This is a genomic window from Terriglobus albidus, assembly GCF_025685425.1.
GTDB classification, from domain to species: domain Bacteria; phylum Acidobacteriota; class Terriglobia; order Terriglobales; family Acidobacteriaceae; genus Terriglobus; species Terriglobus albidus.
Genome location: NZ_JAGTAS010000057.1, coordinates 74,580 through 93,734 on the forward strand (window position 1 = coordinate 74,580; position 19,155 = coordinate 93,734).

Sequence of the window (19,155 nt, forward strand, 5' to 3'; positions counted from 1 at the left end):
CCTAATTCTCTCTGGATTGGTGCTAGGGGTTCAATCAGCCTTTTTCTTAGGTGCGGCTTTCTTTTTGGGGGCCGCTTTCTTTGCGAGGGTGCTCTTCCGTGGCCGTCCAATCGGCATCGGAGTGAAAGCCTCGACCTCGGATCTCATCACGAGCATACGGCCAGCGATTTCGCGACCCGCCAAACGCTTCCGCGCAATCAGTTTGGCGATAGCCTGCTTGGACACTCCCCGTATCCGCGCAGCTTCGGCCTGAGAAATCCAGTCGTCCAGAATTTCTCCATTATTTATGGTTGACTTCGACACCTATTTTGGCTACCATCCTTTCAAGTAACGGTCACGGTTCCACTATAGCCGCGACGACGCACTCTCGTGCGCCCATGCAAGCCCTTGTTTCTAAATAGGTCTCTCCCCCTGGAGGTCTGGCATGAAATGGGATTTTCGTCATCACCTGCTCCTACAAATCGAAATGCTGCGGGGAGACATCTCGCATCGGGAGCTGAGCGAGAGGCTAGGCGACAATTGTGAACGCAGCCTGGCACGCTACATTGCCGGGAAAAGCTATCTGACGGAGAGGGAGTTTAAAGAGATCGCCAAAGCTCTCCGCATTGGTGCCCATTCATTCGCACGGGCCTGGGCCGCTTCTCTCGGTCTTCATGTACCCGATCAGGATGCTGCGAACTGGATGGTGAGTCGGGCTCACCGACAGTTTCGTCAATATTCGCGCATTGCCGGTGTTCCCTCCAGGCCATCGCCTATCGCTGTCATCCGATCTATATACGCCGACCGGCTCCCAAGGGAGACGCCTCCGCTTTGGTTTGGTGCTCATTTTCGTGTGCGCAAGAGAGAAAACACCCCTGAAAATCGAGCTCGATTCGCTCGGGCTTACGAAATGCTGGTCGACTCGGTACATGGTGGCTTGTCCGCGCGAGATATCGGGGCTCGGCGCGGCATCAGTGGCGAGCGAGCAAGGCAGCTTATGGTTTTCGCGGCGTATACCTGGGCAGGGAGTGAACGCATCGATCTCTCAGGCAAATCGGTCCCTTTTAAAAATGAGGCTAAGTTCGTGAAGAATCTCTACGATGGGCTGCAATTCTTCGCCCAGCAGAAATTTAGCGAGCTTGCGAATCAAACTCAAACGAAGGAACCCACTTCCGGCAGAGGCGAGGTTCCATGAAGAAGCGAACCGATCGAACTGCCGCCGAGAAATACAGGCAGACCGGTTACCAACGCCGCTCCAATTGAGTGAAGAACAGACAGATGCCGCCGCGTTCGAACGTTACAGTCAGGAACGTAGCTGCTCGGTGTGGCTGTTGAAGAGCTGAGAACGGATAAGGGTTTGGGCATGATGCGAAGTCGCCCGGCAGGCGGATGGCTCTGTTCTGTGGATTCAAAGGTTGGAGTCAAATCAACTCCACACAAACCTACACGATCCGCAGGTTGGATCGAGTTGCTCGTGCTCTGGGTTGGAACTCTATGTACAAGCGTGCGGACGAGATCCTTGGGGAAAACGAAGGGTATGCAAAATGATGAATAAACCAAAACGTGCCGTGTTGGTGATGGACGAGGCGATGGGGAAACGAATCCGCCGATTGTCTCTGGCAGAACCTTACCCGAAATCCCACGAAATTTATCTATCGATTGAGTTTGATGACGATACGGAAATCCTGATCGAGGTGGAGTGTCGTCCGCTGTTCGGTATTACCCATCTCGCCCGTAACACACAGGGGGAGCTAGAACCAGTGAAGGCATCAAGACACGGATCGATTCGATCGCTTTGCAGAGAGTAGGCGATGACCCTGCTGCGATCTGCCCATGCGCGGGAGAATGTCCCAGATATCCTGGTTTGTAAGCTGACTTAAGGAATTGTCTCCAGTAGCTTCGATGGCTTGACAGAGAGAGCATGAGCAAGCTGAACGATGTTCACGAGACCGAGATTGCGTTCGCCGCGTTCGACGCCGCCGACATAATTGCGGTGAAGATCGGCTCGCTCGGCCAACTCTTCTTGGGAGAGGCCCTTAGCCATCCGCAGTTCGCGGACGCGTTCACCGAACAAGATGCGGGGGTCTTGGGTACGCACGTACCCAATGATCGAGATATGACCACTATGAAGTACCTTTCTATCGGGATCCAGAGACGCGTCGGCCCTAAGCGGGCCATGAGAAGGCCCTCTACTGTCAAGCAAAACTAGAGAACGGGGGTAGTCTAAATAAACGGAGAGCCTGTATGCGCAACAATGTTGTATTGCTCGGTTTCTTCATCATCCTCGCAACGGTTAGCGGTATGACGCAGCCGAATCGTCCTCCCGAAATTCCCAGTCACTATGAAGCTGCTTCGGGAAAAGAGTGGCTCTCCGCGAAAACCGTCACAGTGACCGTAACGAGCCGTCAGCCGTCGTTCTGAGAATCCAGACTCGCCTCAAGATCTGGAGCACATGAAAAAGAAGATTTCAGCCGCCCTTTCTCAAATCCCGCTTGCTTCGTCTACTGGGACATCGCCGGACCTCGCACTAGAGATGGTTATGGAAGGTCTCTTCGCCGATGGGCATTGCATCGCCCGTGGCGGAGGCATCGACCAAGCCGGAGAACGCCGTCACCTTCACCTCTTCGAGTGAGAAGATCCGCACCATCGCAACATGGATTCCCGCGACGAAGCAGATCCTTGACGACTTCACGGAATTGGCCAGCTTCCTCCAAACCAGCCTGACCTACTACGTCAACCTCGAAGAGGAACTTCAGTTGCTCTCGGGCGATAACACCGGTGAGAATCTGCACGGCATCATCCCCCAGGCGTCGGCTTTCAACACCGGCCTCCTCGTTCCCACTGCGGGATGGAACAAAATCGACATTGTCGGTCGCGCCATCGAACAACTCACCGTGCAGTCTTCAACACTGTGGACCTCGGAAATGACCTGATCGAGCCGTCTGCATTTTCAAAAACCCTGAGTGCCGGTAAAAAATTTCCACTGCTCTGGCAGCATGATCCCTCAAATCCCATCGGCGCCGTGGAGGCATCGGAGACGCCGCAGGGCCTCATGGTCAAAGGGCAATTGCTGCTTGAGCTGCCGACCGCCAAGAACGCCTACGCGCTGTTGAAGGCTGCGTCATCAAAGGTCTCAGCATCGGATACGACACGATCAAGGACGCGATGGACGGGAAAGTTCGCCGCCTCAAAGAACTTCGATTGTGGGAGGTGAGTATAGCCACATTTCCGATGAACGAAGCCGCGATGGTGACCAGCGTGAAGGGCGTGTCCGATGCGGACCGGGCGAAGCATCTCAAGGCGATCGGCGATCACCGGAAGGCCATAGACCGGCACCAGAAGGCCATCCACGAGCACCTCAAGGCCCTGTACGACGTTCCGGACGATGAGGACGACCCTGCGTTCGAAGACGACGGCGATGACGAGAGCAAGGCGTTCGTGGCCGAGATGGCGAAGCTGGCCAAGGCGGCGACGGAGTTCGCGGCTCTCTGACACGCTGCCCCGAACTCAAGTGCCATGTCTAAGAAGCACGATAAGGAACCTTTGAAACCTCAGGCATGACCCTTATCTGATTGGCCTGGAGAAATGAGAACGTTGCCGCTTTTGCCTCGGCGTGGCTTCCCGGCCCGAGGATGAGGTCATTTACTGGTGCCGGTTCATTAGGCCCGCATAACGGGTACGGGATATATGGAACTAGGGTGTCGCTGGTGGGACGGTACTTTATTGGAACTGGATTTTGCAAATGCGTGCCCATCGAAATCGGGACTACCAGACGCCACTCTCGCTCCTCTGAAAATGAAGAATCTTTCAGCAACGGACAAACACGGACAAGATCGAAGTTGACCTTCGTCATGGCCTGTTGAAGACGGACATCAAGTCGAAACCCAGGGAAGTAGGCAAGTTCTGTTCGCGTCTTAATTTTGGTGAGAAGCTGGGGGTCTGTTTGCATCGCCTTCTCAACGTCCTGCACCCACTCAGCTACAGCATCAACCATGTGAGAGAGCGCACGCCGTAGAAGCGCATTCTTCTCCGAATGTTCGTAGACGCAGGGTGCGAATACAACTACAGCGTCGTCCCGCAATGGTCGGATCTTCGAAAGATCGAACGATATACTCACTCCGCTTGACGCTCCCGAGTAGCCTCGCCATTGACTTAGCTGATCTCGCGCATGGGAAAATGAGGCAACCATAACTTGAAGTCGATCTGCACGAAGGGGCCCGGTATTGAACGCTAAGTTCACGGCTCTCTTGAGCACTCCGTCCAGCGTCATACCAGCGACGGACGAACCTACGACCTCGTCGGCAAGTTTCTCGGCCAACTCGTTGGCGTGAACGAACTCTTGACTATCGTTGAGGTAACGGAGGTCGGTAGCAAAAATCTGCTTCGACTCGACGATGCCTTGAAAAGCTTTGTAAGTGGTGTAGTGCCAGAGGTTTTCTGGTACCGGTTTCGTAAGCAGATCTTTGATGAGGTCTGGTTCTGCGCTAACTGGATCACTCATAAGACGATGGTACAGGGCCCTCCACCTCGTAAAAGGTGAGATAGCAGCCCGGAGCGAACCCACACACCCGCCACCGACGTGGGACGGTCTGGGCGCGTCCACCAGGGATTTTCCTTTCGGGATGGACAGCGGGCTGCTAGACTGCCGCCCTATGCGAAAACCTGTTCTTTTGGCAGCTCTGCTCTGTGTCTTTGGCCTATTTGCCTATGGTTCCTATCGCAAAGGCTACTCGGACGCTGCGTCGAAAGCTGCTGCAGAACACGCAGCCGAATACGGAAACGATTTCAATAGCGACCCTTCCGTCAAGCATTCAGCCTCATATTCCCTCGGATATACACGCGGGCATGGAGCTGGTTATGCGGAAACCCGTAAAAAAGATTTCGTCGAGTGCAGCGAAAAGCTTGCCCAACTTGCCGTGGCTGGGAAGGCGAGGGCACGTTGAAGCTAAATCGTTGGGTATGGGTCGGCCTACTGGCATCGGTCATCTGGGCCGTTGCTGCCGCCGTTTACAGCTACAGAAGCGATGTTGAACAGGCGAACTGGTCTGGTGCTTTTGCTTATAAAGTCTGCACTTATGGCAAAGAGGTCACCCGCGACAAAGACCTGTCGAGCTGCGTAGCCAAGCGCGAAGAGTCTAGGGCGATCCAGATGAGCGGCAGCAATGTGTCCGCCGTCTTTCTGGCTTTGGGCCCCATCCCGTTTGCCTGGCTTGCCGCGTTCATTCTGCTATATGTTGTCCGTGCTCAGATCGTAGGCTTTCGCGCCGTTGTACCGTGGAAGTCTCTATCGGCCCGCAAAAGAGGGTTCGTCGCTCTTTGCGTGGTCTTCTGTTTGGTTGTCGTTGGTGTCAGCATTGTGTGGGTTGAAAAGCTGTACGTCGATTCGCAGGTGCCGGTCGGCATGAGCACTTCCCTTGACCTGAGCCAGTACGGCGATCACGTCTATGTCTCTGGCACGTGGAAGAGGACAGACCTAATCGGTGACACGATTGCGTCCCCGCTGCAAACATCGAAGATCGAGTGCCACAAAGACGAAAATCGATGTACGGAGGCTCTTGCATCGGTCAGCCGATCCACTCTTATGGCCGAACTCGTTACCTACGACATACAGAGCTGGACCCCGGACGCAATCGTCATGAGGCGAGACTATGAATGTGCCACTGAGCTATTCACGATCGACCTCAACACAAGAGCGGTGACTGGAGCAGGTCACAAGACAAACCAAGACCAGCCGGGCTGTAAGGTGAACATCTTCGACGGCAAGGAAACTTGGACTTATCAGCTCGTGAAGGGATTTGACGTTTACTGGGCGTTCCAGACCAAAGCGAGGCCGTTTCCCCTTAGTGTGATTCAATCCATGTTCGGAAATTAGTCCAAAAATCAGCCAGCGCACAGGCCGCGTAGGTTGCCTCACAATCGCGCCACGTGGGCCTGTGTGACGTTGAAGGCCGCCTGCGGCGGGAAAACCCTAGTACCCGGCCAGGGAGCGCCGCACAGAGGCCCGACCATGCGGTCCTACGGTCCTACGATTGGGTCCTACGATACAGCTGCAAATATATGCAAAGACCGGAAGTATGGCATGTATCGCAAACTCGTTATTTTGCACGACGCGGTACGTGTAAATTAGCGGTTTCAAAAGGGTTATGCGATATCTCACTCAAAACAAAAAAGCTAGGGACCGAAGCCCCTAGCTGCTGGTTTTTACGCGATTTGGTAATAAAACGTTAGCTCAAAGATGGTCATGTTTTTCTGGGTCGCGGTCACTCGCTCATACTCTTCCTGCAATGCCTTCGTTAAGGGCGTCGCCAGTTCTCGCAGTTCGGCTTCTTGTTGCGGCGAAATAGGCCAAGCATCGAGGAGACGCAGAATACGATGGCCGTTGCCCTTGAAAATTGAAAGTTGGTTGAGTGCTTCCTGTCGAGTCATGAGCTGTGATCCGTCTAGGTGCTGTTTGGATTAGGCCTACTTGATGACATCGGCGAAGCCCGTAAGCTTATCGTAGGCGATGAACCTATGTTGCCGAATCTTCCTGTTTTCGGACAAACCGCCACCTGGATCTGCCTTCCGGAGCATGCGCCAGCGAAGATGAATTCGAATCACTCGCAAAACAATTCATCCACCTAGTTCCTGCTAGAGATACAGGGATAGGTGACAGTTATCACCTTGTCCCCTCGTTTACGCTATCCCTTTCTAAACTCAATCTCCCTGGACTCATTCGTCTCAATCGTTCGGATGATGATGTACCGCCTGCGTTTTGATCGCCGGGAAGGATGCGCTGCCCTTCCCGCGCTGCAACCGCCGAAAGACTCCGGCGGTTTCCGTTTCCCAACCATGCGGGCCTGTGCCCCTCCCGCAACGCCCTCCCTGTAAATCCTGTGCGCACGCGCGCACAAACATGGAAACCAAACCTTCGCTGAGGGCTCCGCCCTGGCGCAGCAACAAGGGTTTCCCAACAGTCTTCCGCCCTTCGCTTGTGCAGACCGTCGCTGCGCTCCGCCCTCCGCTTGGCTCCGGGTGGGAGATACCCCTCCCTTGTGCTTTGCCGCCCCGCCTTCGCCAGGAGGCGTTCGGCATGTACATGCCGCGTTTCAACGCGGACGTGCAAAAGCAAAAACCGAGGAGCAGAAGCGATGAAGAAGCCAATCACCAGCAACCGACCAAGTATCTACCAGACCGTTACCGACCGCATCATCTCCAGCCTCAAGGCTGGCGTGATTCCGTGGGAGAAACCGTGGAAGACACCTCGCTTTGCAGGAGGCCCGTTCCCGCGCAACTTCTACACTGGCAAGCCCTATCGGGGTATCAATGTCCTCTTGCTTTGGTCGAGTGACTATAGCTCACCTTTTTGGCTCACCTTCAAACAGGCGCACGACTTGAAAGGACATGTCCGCAAAGGCGAGAGCGGAACGCCGATTGTCTTTTACAAGCAGCTTCCCGAACACGCCAAGCCCGAAGATGAAGGCACAGACGAAGACGGCCGCGTCCCGTTCATCCTCTGCCATTACACCGTGTTCAACGTAGAGCAGTGCGACGGCCTCAGCTTGCCTGAAATCGAGCAACCCACAACCGCGCCGGAAATCGATGAAGACGAACTCTGCGAAGGCATAGTGACGGCATGGGAGAAGCGGCCCGCCCTCCATCTGACCAACCCCACCGAGTACCGGGCCTACTACCGGCCAGGTACGGATTCCGTTCACATGCCCGCGCGAAGTCGCTTCGTAGATGCGCCCCACTACTACAGCACCCTCTTCCATGAACTGATCCACAGCACCGGACACGAAACCCGCCTGAATCGCACCTTTGGCGACCGCTTTGGTGATGAGTTGTACAGCAAAGAGGAGTTGGTAGCCGAAATGGGTGCAGCCTTCCTTTGTGCCATCGCCGGAATCGCCAACGAACACACCGACCGCAACACCACCGCCTACATCCAGAACTGGATTTCGAAGCTGGAGGAAGACAACCGCCTTGTCATCCATGCCGCCGCGAATGCGCAACGTGCCGCCGATTGCATCCTTGGCGAGAGCTTCGAGGCGACGAGCAAGACAGCAGAGCGTATCGAGAGCGCGGAACTTGTGGAGGTGGCGGCATGAAAACCATACTCGAAATCCTTCATAAGGCCGGAGGCTGGAGACCGAGCCTCTATCTCAAGATCGAAAATCAGCCCTACATGGCTTTGGTCATCGAGGCTGTGCCGGAGCCAGGGCCGCTTGGACTGCCTGCAATCTCGGTCGCGCATTATGGCGAGCAGAATGGAGACCTGATGCGCGATCCGGAGATGTGCTTCGAAGTCATACGTCCCCTGAGTGGGGCACCAGCCAGCCTCGATTCCTACCTCTGGAGAAATGATTACGTAGCGATCGAGCAATGGTCACGTCGCATAGTGGATGGTCACTACATCGCCCTTCCCGAATTGCACGCGCGGCATGAGTGGTTTGCCGACATGTGGGATACCAACCTCAGATTGCAGGGCTTTTTGAGAGCCTTCACCGATAAGTCGATTCGCGGCTGATCGAAGAGGATGGCGGTTCGCCGCCCTCTCTTCGGCTTTGAACCGCTGAAGGGAGAAACCTTGCCGGTTTCTCCCTGCGACCCTCTTCCCGCTTCAGCAGCGTTTCCGGCTGTACGGCAGGAGTTAAGTTCCAAGGCAAGTTATTTGCCCGCGCGCGGCGCGGAAGGTCTGTATCCGCTACAGGCATTGCGAGCGGAGCAAACACGTTTGCCGACCTTGCTGTAGTACGCACTACACCTTACTTCCAGCTAGTCACCATAGCCTAAGCTAATTCTCAGTTGGGCGTTCCAGATGATCTACTACCAGCTGCGCCAATATTCCCTTCTGCGCTTCTAACCGTAGCCCCAACTGTTCCTTGAGTGCGTTATAAATGGATACTCCTGGAGAATCTGAAGGTGACAGGGATAAGCTCTCCGGCGTCCAGTCAAGTGTGAAATCGTATTTCCCCTTCAGATTCGTCTTATCTACCACGGTAGTGCCGACCTGTTGTGTCAATATCGTTGCTAATGTGGAGATGGGAACACCGTGAGCCACCAAATGACCGCGGCTTACTTCCATGGGAACCGGCTTGACGTCGCCCGGTGACTCCTCAATCTTTGCACCCGCTTTATCCACCTCTAGGATTAGGAGTGAACTCATTCTCTCTTCGAAATGCGATACCAAATGAAAACGGTCTCGTAGTAGGGACTGTACGAATTTACTACGCTCGTCAAGCGGCAGCTTATCGAAACCAACTGCGCCTTCGTCGGCGACTTTTGCGGAAATGTTAAACCTGTCTGTCTTTGCCCAGCCAGGCACGCCACTGAACCTGTCATCGTTCGAGGTAAACAGGCCATACGCCATCCGGATAAGCATTAGCGGAGTAATGTTTCGGGCTTCGAATCCGTTTTGAGTGAATCTGGCGCCAAAACGCATATCAGAAGCATCGCTCGGCTTAACTGAAATGACATCAAAGGCGGAGCGGGCTGATTTGCCAGTTTCTTGTGGAATCGAATGACTACCCACGGCAGCCTGCAAATGTACTTCAGCTCTGGACGGTATAACCCCGATTCCAATGACTCCATAAATCAAAACTGCCAAGATTCCCTTTGCCATAGAACCTCTTCACCTCCTCATCAAGATTCGTACATTCACTCTTCTTACAATGAGGCATCCTGATTGGCCTTCACTCTTGATTCAGCAGTCCGGATAGACGTAGGGCCGGACTCATAGATCGGAGACTAGTACGACTTGTGTCGTATGTCAACGAATATCGTCGTACCTCGTTGGCATTATCCGTCGACGATTTTCTTTCAAAGTCTGTAAGAAATTGGCCACTCCGCCGACTACCTTGTACAGAAGGGAAATCTCAGACTATGGCAAGCCGCGAAGACCTCTACGAGGAGGCGGTTCGCACACACGGACCAGCGCTCGATCGCCTTTCGCGGGCATACGAAGCGAACCCTGAAGCACGGCGCGACCTGCTGCAAGAGATTCATCTTGCGTTGTGGCGAAGCCTTGAATCATTTGATGCGCGCTGCTCTCTCCGCACCTGGATCTACCGGGTGGCGCATAACGTTGCCTCGTCCCATGTTGATGCCGATCGCCGATCAAAGGCGCGCCAGCCTGTCAGCATCGACGGGCTTGATCTGGCGGACGAAGGGTTTGATACCGCAAGCGTTGCTGATCGACGCATGGCGATTGAGCGTCTGATGGAGTTGATTCGCGAGTTAAAACCGCTCGACCGGCAGTTGATGTTGCTGTTTCTAGAGGGCGTCGACGCGGGTGGAATCGCCGAAGTGACAGGGCTCTCGCCCGGCAACGTCGCCACGAAGATTCATCGCATCAAGAACATTCTCATTCGCCGTTTTCACATAGGAGGCGAACATGGCCGATGAATCCGAAGATCTGAAAAACCTTTGGCAAAGCCAGCCTTCGGACCCGTATGGAATCCGTCGGGGGGATTTTCGCCAAAAGATGCGCAAGTTCGAGCGCAGAATATTCTGGCGAAACGTAAGGGAGTACGCGGCAGGCGCGGTCGTGATCGCGGCCTTCACGCGCTACGAATGGAAGTTTCACGGGCTATTGGTGCGCCTGGGTTCAGGACTCATCATTGCGGGAACGCTTTATGTCATGTATCAACTGCATCGGCGTGCGTCCTTACGGCCTGCTCCTGCGGACATGGGCCTGAGTCCCTGCATCGAGTTCCACAGGAAGACCCTGGAACGTCAGCGCGATGCACTGCAGACCATCTGGTCCTGGTACCTGCTTCCGTTTGTGCCGGGGCTTACGGTCTTTGTCGTGGGATCGATACTCGATCGGTGGGCGGCACATCCGGAAAACCTGGAGCACCTTATCCTCAACTCTCTTGGCCCGTCCGCTATCATGGCCGCTGTTTTCTTAGTTGCCTGGCGGTTGAACCGGAGGGCCGCCGCAAGGCTTCAGGCTCAAATCGACGAGCTGAACGACCTCGGTGATAACGGAGATTCGCGTCCCTAGAATCCCTCGAACATCTTGAAGAATTATGTTGTCGAGTTCCTGCAATCAGCAAAGAAGAGGTGAGCCTTTTATGTTTACAACCCTGGATATCCTTTCACTTCCTCGTCGAACCGCAATCGGATTGCTGGCGAGCGTCTTGGTCATAACGATGCCATTTAGTGCAAAGGCGCAGACGGCCTCTCCGCTTGTCTCTGGTGATTACATCGGAACACTCGGTTCTCTGCATCTCCGGCTTCATCTGAAATCTGATGCTTCGGGGGGGCTTGATGGAACGATCGACAGCCCCGATCAAGGAGCAAACGGAATTGCCTGTACAGATTTCAAACGGAAAGATGAAGCACTTAGTTTTTCGGTTCCGAGTGTGCATGGCACATGGAGGGGGACCATCTCTGTCGACGGCAAAGTCCTGACGGGCACATGGGACCAGGGGAATCCCATGCCCCTGGTATTCACGAGCGATACCTTCGTCCCTGCGGAGAAACCCTCGAGCGTAGATGGCACTTGGCTAGGCAACTTGCAGGCGGGCGGCGCATCGCTTCGAATCCAGGTGCGGGTTAAGAGTGACAGGAGCGGAAAGGAGTACTGCTCTCTAGACAGTCTTGATCAGCATGCCACGGGACTTGATTGCAGTGCGGTGACATTCAGTGGCGATGACTTCACCTTCGATATCCCGGTTGTGAAGGGGCATTACGCAGGCAAACTCTCCCCGGATGGAAACGTGCTTGCAGGTACGTGGAGCCAGAACAACAACGTCCGGCCGCTAACGCTCGCGCGGCAAAAGGAGGAGATCGCGGCCAAGCCCATTCCGCCACCGGCGTTCGATGCAGCGATGGCTCCAGTCCAAGCACCGGATCTCAAATCCGTACTTGATCGCGATCTCGCTGCCGCGCTGAAATCAGGTGAGCTTGCTCCTGGAACGGGAGCAGGTGTCGCGATTGCGATCGTGGACCACGGAGTGCGGCAGGTCTTCTACTACGGTGCAGCCAAGGAGGATTCGATTTACGAGATCGGTTCGATCACTAAGACTTTTACCGGGCTGATCCTTTCTCAGATGGTGGAACAGAACAAAGTGAAATTGGAAGATCCGGTGCGCGAGTTGCTGCCGACAGGCACGGTGGGGAAGCCGGCTGGAGCTGAGATCACGCTCCTCGATCTCGCGACACAGCACTCGGGGCTGCCGCGGATGCCAGATAATTTCGCGCCAACTAACCAGAGCAATCCTTACGCCGATTACCATGCCGCAAATATGTATGCTTTTCTCGCAAAGCATGGGGTGGAAAAGCCTGAGAAGACTGCATTCGTCTACAGCAACTATGGTTTTGGCTTACTGGGCCAAGCACTCTCGGTTCGTGCAGGACGATCCTATCCCGAGCTTCTCAAAGATGAAGTGCTCGAACCGCTAGGGATGCATGACACGACGGTTGCGCTTTCACCTGAACAACAGGCGCGCTTCCTGCCTGGCCATACCGGCGACCATGCTCCCGCACATGCATGGGACCTGGATGCCTTTGCGGGAGCAGGGGCAATCCGGTCAACAGCATCCGACATGCTGATCTATCTCGAAGCCAATCTGCATCCTGGAGGAGTGAAGCCCGCCAACGGGTCGGCCGCGGCGAAAACCATCTCGCGTGCTATCACGCAAGATCACGAACTACGTGGTGAGGCAATGGGGCCGCAGAAGGTGGCACTCGCTTGGCTTTACGATCCGTCATCAGGAAACTACTGGCACAATGGAGCCACCGGTGGGTTCAGCTCCTATGCCTTTTTCAATCCACAGAGGGACTATGCTGCCGTCGTTTTGCTAAACACCGGCATCGGATCGCAAGGTAGCTTCGCGGACCGTATTGGTGAGCACGTCAGCGAGCGATTGGTAGGTAACCCCGCAATTTCACTTGGTGACTATTGATCAGCATGTTGGATCGAATTGCCAGTGGTCGAACGCGTGAATGAATGAAGCCGAAACGCCTATTCCGGGGATGGAATCGATGCGTCGTCTATCGCCAGAGCTCGAACAGCACCGCTGTCATGTTTCAAAATGAGCCCTAACTGCTGTTTCAATGCGTCTTTGATTGCAGGTAGTTCCATGAGTTCTGGGTCCCCAGGGTTCTTGCTATCCCCTTCTGGCTTTCCCCACTTCAGATGGAGTTTGTAGGCGCCTTTGATGCCTGTTTCGTCAACAACCAAGACGTGCAATCGATCCGTCAGAAAGCGCGCCAGCGTAGCCATCGCCTGAGCGCTTTCTATATCAACGTAGTCCTGCCCTCCATCAACGGAATATCCGGTCGTAGTCGTCTCGATCTGCCCTTTGGGAACGCCAGAAATCAGCTTATAGTGACTGAGATTTCGCCGCTCCCAGTGCGACCTGAATCCGAATCTCGATTGGAGGAGATCCTTCAGCATGTCTAGTTGCGCCGTCTTTCTAGCATCTCTACTCAAGGCATTGAGCCGTTCGGCCACCGCGTCTTCAGTTACCGCGTTGACCGTAAAGCGTTCCTCCGTGAGCCATTTAGGGCCGCCGACGACCAGAGGCGCTGGCAATTCAAAGGCCATTTGCACCAACTCTACTACGGTGAGATGGGTAGCTCTGAATCTTCCAGCCTTTGTTATCTCAAGCTGTAGGCCACCATTGTTCGGCTCTTCTCTCTTAATCGAGATTTCATCGAAAGTATATTTTCGACTGTCCGGTTCACCATGAATTGGACACAAGTAAATGTTTAAAACAAAACTCACAATTAAGACTCGTGTCACCAAATTCATCGGACACCTCGCTCAACTCTTCGCGAGTCTAACAGCGACCGCCTACGAGGAATGCTGTTCTTGCGCTTCCATCGAAGAATAAGGGCTACGACGGCGATGCAGAGAATGAACGCCCGAAGCGGATAAACCATTGCCAGATAGTCGCGTCGGCCAGTGATGTCAACGACAACTCCAATGAGTGTGATGAGTACATTGATGCTCCACTTTTCCATGGGTTCCGGCGAGGGACCTGGCCTCCATCGCCACAAACTCTCAAATGTCGGGAAGTAGGCTACGAACATGACTAACTGGAATCCGATAAAGCCGATCCATCCGGTCTTCGTGATCATCCAGACGACTGCCGCAGCGCAGGAGATCGCTAAGGAGAGCAGCTCGTTTCGAGTGAATCGAATCCTCTGGCCTCTGCGTTCAACCAAAAGCACTAGCAGGATTACGGTGACCTGAAGGCTGTCCGCCACGTTGAGCGCAGCCTTGATAAGGCTATGGTTGTTCTCTGAAAGGTAGGTTGCCAAACTCATAAGCACGCCCACCTCGAAGATCAACCATGTCGCGATACGAGGCGCAATTTCCCTGCGGATCACTTTCGCGCAGTAGCGAGTGCCCACGTAGAACACAAGCAGAATGACAATCATTGCCGCTGCATTTGGCACGTTCATTGAAGAGGGTACCCCTGACGTTCAGTCTCGCGGCTGCTACGATAACTCCTCGGAAGTCGACGTCTCGTCAGCGAACGGTTTCTCCTGCCGTCGTAATTTCTCGAACTCCAGCTATGCACATCCAACGCGGATACTCCGGGTGGATTGAAGCCGTCGAAAAGGAAGTCCTACTAAAGCTATGGTTTTAGCGGTTCCGGCTGCGCAACTTCATCCGTCACTTTTAAATGGTAGATCTCCGCCAGCATATGTTTGTAAACGGCCAGCGGTGGGAGATGAACGTGCTCGCGCCGATCCGCAAGATGCTGTAGATCTTCCACCGTGTACATTTGCATCTTCCCATCGATAAATTTGAAGTCCATGCCATAGCGCTGCGGCTTGCCAGAGGCGACAAGAGTCTTATCAAGCAACATCGCGAAATCGGCTGCCTGGATCTCCTCGTTCTCCGCAAGCTTTTCCAACTGCGGCAACATCTCGCGCTGCCACTCGTGGTCTGCGGAATGGTTCAGGATTAGCAATGCCTGGCTCGCCCCATCCATCCCAACTAACCGGAAGGTGGGCCATCCGAATGTTTTCACAATCTCTTTCAATTGCACTGTCAATGCAGTGTCCGTCTCTTGCCGTCGTCTTTCCTGAGAATCGGTCCACTGATCCGGCGGCAGTGCCATCATGAACTTACGTGCGTCCTGATCGCGTAGATACATCGCGTTTAGCTTCCTGCGAAGTACAGGGTTACTACCGTCTCCCCAGAGCTTCACTAGCGCATCTTGCCGGGCCTCAGCGGCTTTTTCCCAAGCTGCTTGTTGCAACGCGATATCATCCTGGCCAAAAGCCGCCGTTGCCAAACACAGCGCGGCAATGATTGAGAGGCGTCGCACGGGTATCCGGACTATCGGGCAGATTGAGCCGAAAATAGATCTTTCGCGTCTTTGGTAGCCATTGGGCCGCAGGTAGAGCCGTCGCGGAAACGAAGATAATCGATTCCTGCGGAGGAAGGCGACTGATCATCTGCTAGCACCCCGAGTTTGACGAAGCTATTTGGCGCCAATTGGGATGGGTCGCCAAATTTTCCCGAGAATATATTGGCGGGGTTGTTTGGCAGGGTCACGACGTAGCCAACGATCCCAATTTTCGACCGATTGAACAACAAGAGAGATCTCTTTCCGTCAATAACCCGTTCTTCTAGCCGAACACGAGATACGCATTTCGCCGTCGGGGCGGATGGTTGCGCAAGGAGTAATGCGAAGGCAAAGCTCAACATAGGGCATTCCTTTCGGGCTCGGTTCTCAACGACGCCATTCTACATCTGCGAGTCGGGATGTGCGTTTTGTCTGATCATCTGTGGAATGTCGGCGAGCCAGCGTGAATGGTTGTCTTGTGCGCCGGCGCAGAATACAGGGTTACAAGGAACGCAGGAAGCTGATCAGCGAACGGTCATCTCTCCAATGCCATCGCTTTGAGATGTCCATCTTTGGCGCGGCGATGAACTTCGCCATCGAGAGACGCTGCAATTCCGAAGAGGTTTCAAGCATCTGACGCGGCTCCGGTAATGCCCGCCGGGGTAGTGAACCTGGCAATTGATTCTGCCTGGTGTCTACAGCGGTAGAAATATCCGAACCATCGGCAAAACCAGAAGAACGAGAAATGGTGGATTACAACAGGACAAGAGGAGATTTCGCCGCTCGTGCGCGGACGGCCGTCGAAGAGGTCTGATGAAATCGGCTCCCATTGCGAACAGCACAAGCCCGTAGTAAGCCACGGCAATTATGAGGAACCATGAGGTCAGATGCACGAGCAGGACTGCAGGCAGAAGGCTTGCAGCGCAGAAGAAGACCGGCTTCAAATCCTGAAACCACGGCGCCCTCAACTTGCCAATTCGATTCGTCCACTCGAAGATCCTGGCTCTGGCTTGTTCGTAACCTGCCAACCCAACGGGGATCCAGATCGATGAAGCAGTCTTCCGAATGCGGTGATGATCAAGTGGGAAGGTGATCGCGGTTTGGCTGCCTTCGCGAAGTCCGAAAATGCGCAAGCCATACTGGTCCTCGTTAATCTTGATGATCTGGTTTTTGAAAATGGTGACGTCATGGCCATACTGCATCTGCTGAAGGCGATCGGTGCCAACAATGAGCCGATAGGCCCGCCACCGCCGCTCATTCCGCGGGATCCAGACTAGTCTCCAGATCGCAATCATCGCGAGTGAAAGATACACACTAAAGAGCCACACACGGTTCGCGCTTCCAAACCAGCCCGCCGTCATGCCGAGCGCAATGAAAATACTAAAAAGGAGTGAGTGTAAAAGGTCCCGTTTGGCTAGCCTGCAGACGGCCTCTTCGGAGAGATGGAAAGCTCCTTCCATTTCCGTCCAATCGGATTCTCGCCGCCAGTGTTCTCTGGGAAGTGACAGGGCGAGATCCATCAAGATATCCACCCACAAGCGCAAGCGGGCTAACGGGCCGCGCTCCACTCGACTTCGATCCCGGAACAATTGCAGAGCGGCGGCAGCATACTCCTTGCGAAAGGGACGCGGATAAAGCTTTAGGAGCCAAGCGTAGATCTTCTCAGACATGCAGCCCCCTCAGAATGCGCTTCGTGCGGGCAAGACGAACCAGATCGACGAGCTTCTCAGCTTCTAACTGTGCACGTTTTCGTCCGGCGGCGGTCAGCCGGTAGTAGCGACGACGCTCCTTGCTGTCTTCTTCGTCGGGACGGTCGTCGAGTTCTTCGATGAGACCCGCCTCCAGCATCGTCCTGAGTGACCCGTACAAAGTCCCGGGGCCCAGACGCATCCGCCCCCCGGTCTGCTCCTCGACTCCGCGCATGATGGCATAGCCATGGAGTTCGTCATTCGCCAGGGCGAGGAGGATGTGGAACGCAACCGTCGGCAGCGGGTCGAGTTTTCGTCTTGGCATATCGTTTATCGATACATCGTTAAACGATCATGAGCCAAATGAGACCGTAAGTCAACGCCACGTAATTCAGAGTTCTCACGCGAGCAACTTTAGAGGATCTCTTCGATGGGCGACGGCCAAGTCGTCGCTCAATTCCTCAGCCCTCTGTAGAGCCCCTTTATTCCTGACAATCTCCAGTTCTCGTGAGGCAGTCTGGCAGGCCGGTTCGTTATGTTCATGTGCTGCGTTGATGGCCGACGAGCAGCCTTTTGGCCACTACTTAGAGAGCGACATTGCGGCCAAAAAGAATGAAATCGCACAAATGGCCTGCACAACATCTGCACAGCCAAAAAGTGCGTATCTAACTTCTTCCAAAACAGCAATATACGAGAATCAACTCACGCCTTCGGGATGACAAAAAATACTCTCTGAGCTACCAGCTATAGAAGGCTTCGACCGACGGCGCTCCGGTCTTTCCGTCGATCACGCTGGTCTTCAGCACGACCTCGATGTTCTTCTGGCTGAGGCCGTCGCCGATTCGCTGCTTAAGCCATTCCAGATAGTCGGGGTTGGTGACAAACTCTGCCGCCGCCTCGCTACCGTTTCTCCCGAGTCCTGCGAGCACCACGACAATATTCCCAGTAGTTTGATTGCGGAAACGCGCTACCAGAGCATAGTCATCGGCACTCGAGTAGGAACGAGTCGGGTCACGCTCCCAGTGCTTTGAAGGGTCCTGCGCGTCCAGAATCGTCCCTTCCGGTTCCGTGCTGAAGTGATAGCGCAGATCTGAGAGCAGCCGGATACTCCAGTCGTTGTTATATCCACCGAGCAGAACCACCGGACGGTCTCGCAGCTCGTTCAACGGCAGGGCGACCGACGACTGCACCTCGTACCGGACACCCTCACGCTGCAGCAGGCCACCGAGTTGTCCGATTGCGGTAGCAATCTGCATCGAGACAAACGGATATTGAATATCCTTGCCTGCGGTGGCCACACCCGATGCTCGCTCGGGAGCGAAGACTACGCCTCCGGGACAGAGCAGCGTGCTGCGCCCCTCACTTGCAATCGGACGCCAGAACTGATCGACCACATCTGCACGGTGCGGCCGGAACCGCCATAGGCTGACCGCCACTGCCGCCAATAGCAACAGGCTGATGCCCGCGATCCAGTTACGACGGCGATGTCTGAAAGAAGACGATGCAGTCTCCCCGGCAGCTACGGCGTCCAGTTCTGGAAGCACGTCCGCCGGAAGAGCCGTAGCTGGTTCCTCCTTTAATACAGGAGCGCCGGCCGGCTCTTCTTCCGAAAGAAGAAACTCCGGTGTGTACGACCCTGTCGGCAGGACAATCTGCAGACGATCGTTCGGATGGTCGCGATAGTAGAGCGACAGCCGTTTCCGAACCTCACCGGCCGTAAAGCGGACGATCGTATCCGCATTGGTATCGTAGTCCGCCGGACGTTGAAAGACCTCAATGCCCAGCGTTCGCTCTTTCAGGTCTCCCCTTCCGTTCAGTGAGCTCTCCACCACATACCGCAGCAACGCCGGATACCGCTTGCTGTTGCAGAAGTGAGGGCTGGCGAGAATCGACTCCATCTCCCGCAGAACGGTCTCCCTTTCCTGCGCGGTGACCGGCTGCCAAGCCGCCCAATCTGTCTTTGTGGTGCTCATATTCCGGGGCAGAGTTCATCATACGGCAATCACAGACGGCGCGTCCCGACGTTTGAAACAAGCTGCAACAATATATCCATCTCATTACATACAAAAGACTTACTGTCCACCCACCGGATACAAACCGTGAGTCACTTGCAAGTCGTTCCTACGGGAAACGATGGTGAGCGCTGCTTTGCCCATACACCCTGACAACAGGTGAGGAGGCGGGCTCCGCGG

Annotated in this window: 25 protein-coding genes; 13 read left to right on the forward strand and 12 right to left on the reverse strand. The window is 54.8% G+C overall.

Annotated elements, in window-relative coordinates:
* Positions 1-30 precede the first annotated feature (30 nt).
* Positions 31-303 carry a helix-turn-helix domain-containing protein gene (locus OHL21_RS16600; protein ID WP_263418406.1) on the reverse strand — a complete coding sequence of 91 codons (273 nt, stop codon included), beginning with the start codon at positions 301-303 and terminating at the stop codon, positions 31-33.
* Positions 304-424: 121 nt separating this feature from the next.
* Here OHL21_RS16600 and OHL21_RS16605 point away from each other — a divergent pair, with 121 nt between their 5' ends.
* Complete coding sequence (locus OHL21_RS16605; protein WP_263418407.1) at positions 425-1,174, forward strand: hypothetical protein; 750 nt, start codon at positions 425-427, stop codon at positions 1,172-1,174.
* A 349-nt stretch (positions 1,175-1,523) separates the two neighbouring features.
* Complete coding sequence (locus OHL21_RS16610) at positions 1,524-1,787, forward strand: hypothetical protein (protein WP_263418408.1); 264 nt, start codon at positions 1,524-1,526, stop codon at positions 1,785-1,787.
* Between the two features lie 68 nt (positions 1,788-1,855).
* Here the strand turns inward: OHL21_RS16610 and OHL21_RS16615 are convergent, their stop codons facing one another.
* On the reverse strand, positions 1,856-2,023 hold the full coding sequence (locus OHL21_RS16615; protein ID WP_263418923.1) for a helix-turn-helix domain-containing protein: 168 nt from the start codon (positions 2,021-2,023) through the stop codon (positions 1,856-1,858).
* Positions 2,024-2,223: 200 nt separating this feature from the next.
* Here OHL21_RS16615 and OHL21_RS16620 point away from each other — a divergent pair, with 200 nt between their 5' ends.
* From OHL21_RS16620 to OHL21_RS16635, 4 genes are all read left to right on the forward strand, one after another.
* Complete coding sequence (locus OHL21_RS16620; RefSeq protein WP_263418409.1) at positions 2,224-2,400, forward strand: hypothetical protein; 177 nt, start codon at positions 2,224-2,226, stop codon at positions 2,398-2,400.
* Between the two features lie 137 nt (positions 2,401-2,537).
* Positions 2,538-2,912 carry a phage major capsid protein gene (locus OHL21_RS16625; protein WP_263418410.1) on the forward strand — a complete coding sequence of 125 codons (375 nt, stop codon included), beginning with the start codon at positions 2,538-2,540 and terminating at the stop codon, positions 2,910-2,912.
* Positions 2,891-3,193 carry an HK97 family phage prohead protease gene (locus OHL21_RS16630; RefSeq protein WP_263418411.1) on the forward strand — a complete coding sequence of 101 codons (303 nt, stop codon included), beginning with the start codon at positions 2,891-2,893 and terminating at the stop codon, positions 3,191-3,193. The genes OHL21_RS16625 and OHL21_RS16630 overlap by 22 nt, the downstream gene beginning before the upstream one ends.
* Positions 3,145-3,471: a hypothetical protein gene (locus OHL21_RS16635; protein WP_399258774.1), complete on the forward strand. Its 327-nt coding sequence runs from the start codon at positions 3,145-3,147 to the stop codon at positions 3,469-3,471. Before OHL21_RS16630 ends, OHL21_RS16635 begins: the two co-directional genes overlap by 49 nt.
* Positions 3,472-3,499: 28 nt before the next feature.
* Here OHL21_RS16635 and OHL21_RS16640 read toward each other — a convergent pair whose 3' ends face one another.
* Complete coding sequence (locus tag OHL21_RS16640; protein WP_263418413.1) at positions 3,500-4,480, reverse strand: DUF2971 domain-containing protein; 981 nt, start codon at positions 4,478-4,480, stop codon at positions 3,500-3,502.
* A 438-nt stretch (positions 4,481-4,918) separates the two neighbouring features.
* On the opposite strand from OHL21_RS16640, the gene OHL21_RS16645 reads away from it, so the two are divergent.
* On the forward strand, positions 4,919-5,851 hold the full coding sequence (locus OHL21_RS16645; protein WP_263418414.1) for a hypothetical protein: 933 nt from the start codon (positions 4,919-4,921) through the stop codon (positions 5,849-5,851).
* Between the two features lie 329 nt (positions 5,852-6,180).
* On the opposite strand, the gene OHL21_RS16650 is transcribed toward OHL21_RS16645, so the two are convergent.
* Positions 6,181-6,405, reverse strand: a complete 225-nt coding sequence (locus OHL21_RS16650; RefSeq protein WP_263418415.1) for a hypothetical protein — start codon at positions 6,403-6,405, stop codon at positions 6,181-6,183.
* Between the two features lie 704 nt (positions 6,406-7,109).
* Here OHL21_RS16650 and OHL21_RS16655 point away from each other — a divergent pair.
* The 3 genes from OHL21_RS16655 to OHL21_RS16665 are packed head-to-tail and all read left to right on the forward strand — an operon-like array spanning position 7,110 to position 8,713.
* Entirely contained in the window at positions 7,110-8,069 is a 960-nt protein-coding gene (locus OHL21_RS16655; RefSeq protein WP_263418416.1) for an ArdC family protein, read from the forward strand.
* A complete protein-coding gene (locus OHL21_RS16660) occupies positions 8,066-8,488 on the forward strand; it encodes a DUF6908 domain-containing protein (protein WP_263418417.1) in 423 nt (140 codons plus the stop codon). The genes OHL21_RS16655 and OHL21_RS16660 overlap by 4 nt, the downstream gene beginning before the upstream one ends.
* Positions 8,489-8,497: 9 nt before the next feature.
* A complete protein-coding gene (locus tag OHL21_RS16665) occupies positions 8,498-8,713 on the forward strand; it encodes a hypothetical protein (protein WP_263418418.1) in 216 nt (71 codons plus the stop codon).
* 42 nt (positions 8,714-8,755) lie between these two features.
* Here OHL21_RS16665 and OHL21_RS16670 read toward each other — a convergent pair whose 3' ends face one another.
* Positions 8,756-9,583 (reverse strand): TIGR03435 family protein, encoded by an 828-nt coding sequence (locus OHL21_RS16670; RefSeq protein ID WP_263418419.1) that lies wholly within the window; start codon positions 9,581-9,583, stop codon positions 8,756-8,758.
* A gap of 260 nt (positions 9,584-9,843) precedes the next feature.
* On the opposite strand from OHL21_RS16670, the gene OHL21_RS16675 reads away from it, so the two are divergent.
* From OHL21_RS16675 to OHL21_RS16685, 3 genes are all read left to right on the forward strand, one after another.
* On the forward strand, positions 9,844-10,365 hold the full coding sequence (locus OHL21_RS16675) for an RNA polymerase sigma factor (protein ID WP_263418420.1): 522 nt from the start codon (positions 9,844-9,846) through the stop codon (positions 10,363-10,365).
* A gap of 79 nt (positions 10,366-10,444) precedes the next feature.
* Complete coding sequence (locus OHL21_RS16680; protein ID WP_263418421.1) at positions 10,445-10,966, forward strand: hypothetical protein; 522 nt, start codon at positions 10,445-10,447, stop codon at positions 10,964-10,966.
* A gap of 148 nt (positions 10,967-11,114) precedes the next feature.
* On the forward strand, positions 11,115-12,872 hold the full coding sequence (locus OHL21_RS16685) for a serine hydrolase domain-containing protein (RefSeq protein WP_263418422.1): 1,758 nt from the start codon (positions 11,115-11,117) through the stop codon (positions 12,870-12,872).
* Between the two features lie 59 nt (positions 12,873-12,931).
* Here the strand turns inward: OHL21_RS16685 and OHL21_RS16690 are convergent, their stop codons facing one another.
* The 7 genes from OHL21_RS16690 to OHL21_RS16720 form a co-directional block, all read right to left on the reverse strand.
* On the reverse strand, positions 12,932-13,723 hold the full coding sequence (locus OHL21_RS16690) for a TIGR03435 family protein (protein WP_263418423.1): 792 nt from the start codon (positions 13,721-13,723) through the stop codon (positions 12,932-12,934).
* Positions 13,720-14,379, reverse strand: a complete 660-nt coding sequence (locus tag OHL21_RS16695; RefSeq protein ID WP_263418424.1) for a hypothetical protein — start codon at positions 14,377-14,379, stop codon at positions 13,720-13,722. The genes OHL21_RS16690 and OHL21_RS16695 overlap by 4 nt, the downstream gene beginning before the upstream one ends.
* Positions 14,380-14,555: 176 nt before the next feature.
* The gene (locus OHL21_RS16700) at positions 14,556-15,254 is read right to left on the reverse strand and encodes a DUF6624 domain-containing protein (RefSeq protein WP_263418425.1); all 699 of its coding nucleotides are present in this window, start codon (positions 15,252-15,254) and stop codon (positions 14,556-14,558) included.
* 522 nt (positions 15,255-15,776) lie between these two features.
* Positions 15,777-15,908: a hypothetical protein gene (locus OHL21_RS16705; protein WP_263418426.1), complete on the reverse strand. Its 132-nt coding sequence runs from the start codon at positions 15,906-15,908 to the stop codon at positions 15,777-15,779.
* Between the two features lie 62 nt (positions 15,909-15,970).
* On the reverse strand, positions 15,971-16,945 hold the full coding sequence (locus tag OHL21_RS16710; RefSeq protein ID WP_263418427.1) for a hypothetical protein: 975 nt from the start codon (positions 16,943-16,945) through the stop codon (positions 15,971-15,973).
* Complete coding sequence (locus tag OHL21_RS16715) at positions 16,938-17,288, reverse strand: PadR family transcriptional regulator (protein ID WP_263418428.1); 351 nt, start codon at positions 17,286-17,288, stop codon at positions 16,938-16,940. Before OHL21_RS16715 ends, OHL21_RS16710 begins: the two co-directional genes overlap by 8 nt.
* 412 nt (positions 17,289-17,700) lie before the next feature.
* Positions 17,701-18,936, reverse strand: a complete 1,236-nt coding sequence (locus OHL21_RS16720; protein WP_263418429.1) for a hypothetical protein — start codon at positions 18,934-18,936, stop codon at positions 17,701-17,703.
* Between the last annotated feature and the right edge of the window lie 219 nt (positions 18,937-19,155).